Annotated in this window: 2 protein-coding genes and 1 pseudogene; 2 read left to right on the top strand and 1 reads right to left on the bottom strand. The window is 74.9% G+C overall.

What is annotated here, in order from left to right:
* Positions 1–208 precede the first annotated feature (208 nt).
* Positions 209–715, bottom strand: a complete 507-nt coding sequence (locus AB0G02_RS33635) for a DinB family protein (protein WP_360802427.1) — start codon at positions 713–715, stop codon at positions 209–211.
* A 37-nt stretch (positions 716–752) separates the two neighbouring features.
* Here AB0G02_RS33635 and AB0G02_RS33630 point away from each other — a divergent pair, with 37 nt between their 5' ends.
* Entirely contained in the window at positions 753–1,889 is a 1,137-nt protein-coding gene (locus tag AB0G02_RS33630) for a nucleotide pyrophosphatase/phosphodiesterase family protein (RefSeq protein ID WP_360802424.1), read from the top strand.
* 212 nt (positions 1,890–2,101) lie between these two features.
* Positions 2,102–2,968 (top strand): annotated as a pseudogene (locus AB0G02_RS33625) (DEAD/DEAH box helicase); the annotation flags it as partial.

Below are 2,968 nucleotides of genomic sequence, written 5' to 3'. Positions count from 1 at the left end.
GGTGCGCACCCCCGCTCCGGCCTGATCCGCCACCCGCCCCACGCCGGGCGCTACCCCGAGTCCACCCACCAGCCGCCAACGCGAGCACGCCCACCACCGCCCGCCGCCAACGCGAGTCCACCCGCCGCCCACCACGCGCTGCCCTGGGCCCGCACCCGTCAGCACGGCCGCCACCACAGTCGTGACGAGATCCCGGGCTGGTCGGCGGTCACGCGCCCACGGTGCCGTCGATGCCCTCGCGCAGGAAGTCGGCGTGCCCGTTGTGCCGGGCGTACTCGTGGATCAGGTGGAGCATGACCAGGCGCAACGACACGTCCTCGCCCCAGCGCTCGTGGTGGCCGGTGACGTCCAGCGACTCGGCCTCGCGTTCGATGCGGCGCGCGTGCTCCACCTCCTGCTGCCAGGCCTCGAACGCCTCGGACCTGGTCGCGGTGGACGCGTCGTAGGCGGCCTGGAAGTCGCCGTCGGCCGACCACACCAGCGGGATGTCCTCGTGGTTGATCACCCGGCGGAACCAGGTGCGCTCCACCTCGGCCATGTGCCGGACCAGGCCGAGCAGGGTCAGCGTGGACGGCGGCATGGACCGGCGGCGCAGCTCTTCCGTGGACAGCCCGTCGCACTTCATCGCCAGGGTGGCGCGGTGGTAGTCGAGGAAAGCGCGCAGCGTCTCGCGTTCGCCGCCCCGCAGGGGTGGACCGATGCGTTCGGTGGTCATGCGGATCATCGTGACCCACGGGCTAGGGTCAGCCGTCATGGACCCGCTGGTGCCCCGGTACGGGGCCGGTTCGCTGGCCGACGTCGTGCCGTCGCTGCTCGCCGGGCTGGACGTGCCCGGGATGGTGGACGTGCTCGGCATCTCCGGGCCGTCCCGGGTGTGCGTGCTGCTCGTGGACGGACTCGGGTGGCGGCTGTTGCGCGAGCACGAGGCCGACGCGCCGTTCCTGGCGTCATTGGCGGGTGCGCCGATCACGGCCGGGTTCCCGTCGACGACGGCGACCAGCCTGGCCGCGCTGGGCACCGGGTTGCCGACCGGTGAGCACGGGCTGGTCGGGTACTCGTTCGCCGACGGTGACGAGGTGCTGAACGCGTTGCGGTGGACGCGGTACGGGGCGGCGGAGCACGTCGACCTGCGGACCGTGCTCGTGCCGGAGGAGGTGCAGCCCCGGCGGACGGCGTTCGAGGTGGCGGCCGACGCGGGCGTGGCGGTGCGCCTCGTGCTGCCGCGCGACCAGAAGGGCAGCGGGCTGACGCGGGCGGCGTTGCGGGGTGGGCGGTTCCAGGGCGTGCTCGGGTTCGGAGACCTGGTGGCGCGGGTGTCCGAGGCGTTGCGGTCGGACGACCGGGTGCTCTGCTACGCCTACCACGCGGACCTGGACGCGCTCGGTCACGTGTACGGGCCGGGTAGTGCCCCGTGGCGGTGGCAGCTGCGGTTCGTCGACCGGCTGGCCGCGGCGGTGGCCGACAACCTGCCGCCCGGTGGCGCGCTGGTCGTGACGGCCGATCACGGCATGGTGGCGGCCGAGGACCGGGTCGACTTCGACACCGACCCCGACCTGAGGGAGGGCGTGCGGCTGCTCGGCGGCGAGGCGCGGGTCCGGCACGTGTACACGGACGCGGCGGAAGCCGTGCGGGCCAGGTGGAGCGAACGCCTGGGCGACCGGGCGTGGATCGCGTCACGCGAGGAGGCGGTGGCGGCGGGCTGGTTCGGTCCTCGCGTGGCCGCCCACGTGCTGCCGCGGATCGGTGACCTGGTCGTGGCGGCGAGGGGTTCGCTGGCGGTCGTGCGCTCGGTGGTGGAGCCGGGCCTGACGGGCTTCGTAGGGCACCACGGCTCGTTGACGGAGGAAGAGCAGCACATCCCCGCCCTGGTGGCCGCCGACCCGGGCTGACCCCCGCCGGGACACGATCGGGTGATCATGGTCCGACAATGTACGGAAACAGTGTTCTCGTACCTCGGTTGTACTGACCGAGCGCCGACCACCCCGCCCCGTCACCGCCGAGGCCGCCCGGACGCGGTTCGGCATAGCATCACGTGTCGGCCGCCTGGGGCCGGCGGCCGGGGCCGGGACGGAGGCGACGAGTGGAGCAGGGGTCACCCGTCGTGGACACGTCCGTCGCGGGCGTGGTGGAGGCCAGGTGGGGTGTCCGCCCGGAGCCCGCGATCGCCCGCTATGCCGAGCCCGGCTGGCAGCTGTCGCCCCTGCCCATCGACCGCCGCTGCCCGAACTGCGAAGGCGAGCTGCACGGCCTGTACCGCGCCCACCCGGACCGCGGCAGGCACCAGTTGCAGGCCGCCGTCGCCTGCCCCGCGTGCCCCGCGTCGTTCACGCTGCGGGAGTTGAAGCTCGCGCAACGCTCGGTCCTGGGCGACCTCCGCCCGGAAGCCGTGTCCCGCCGCCTCGCGGAGGACGCCCAACTCGACGCCCTGGCCCGGACCTCCCGCGCGACCCGCCCGAGCCGGACCGACCACCACGACGCCCCCGCCGGGAGTGGCCGAGGCCCGCAACGCCGCCGGAACGCCGGACCCGAGCCGAGCGCCGGCGGCGGCAGCGGTTCCGGTGCGAGCGCGGGTGGGAGTGCGGGTACGGGTGCGGGTGCGGTCGGGCCTGAGACCCCCGCCGTGTCCGGGCGGGGTGTGCCGTCCGCGGGCTCCGGGAAGGAGCTGCCGGAGTCGGAGCCGTGGGAGAACGAGCCGGGGGAACCGGGATCGTCTGGATCACGGACGGCGGGATCGGGCGCGACGGGATCAGGCGCGCGGCAGCGGTCGCGGGTCCGGAACGGCGCGGAGACGGGAAGTGCGGCCGAGACCCGAGCCGACGCCGACGCCGGGATGTCCCCGCCGGACGTCGAGGTCGAAGCGGGCGCGGCGGCGGACGATGCGCTTGCGGCGGGCGAGGCGCCCGGGACCGGCGGCGAGGACGAGGCACCGGCTGCGCGGCCGAAGCGGCGCGTTTCCACGGTCGCGATG

Source organism: Actinosynnema sp. NPDC023658 (assembly GCF_040639995.1).
Taxonomy (GTDB): domain Bacteria; phylum Actinomycetota; class Actinomycetes; order Mycobacteriales; family Pseudonocardiaceae; genus Actinosynnema.
The sequence above is the reverse complement of the archived record's forward strand: the minus strand, read 5'-3'. Positions and strand labels throughout refer to the sequence as shown.

Coding starts and splice junctions, on each gene's coding strand:
- AB0G02_RS33630 (WP_360802424.1), top strand. CDS start 753: ATGGACCCGCTGGTGCCCCGGTACGGGGCCGGTTCGCTGGCCGACGTC.
- AB0G02_RS33635 (WP_360802427.1), bottom strand. CDS start 715: ATGACCACCGAACGCATCGGTCCACCCCTGCGGGGCGGCGAACGCGAG.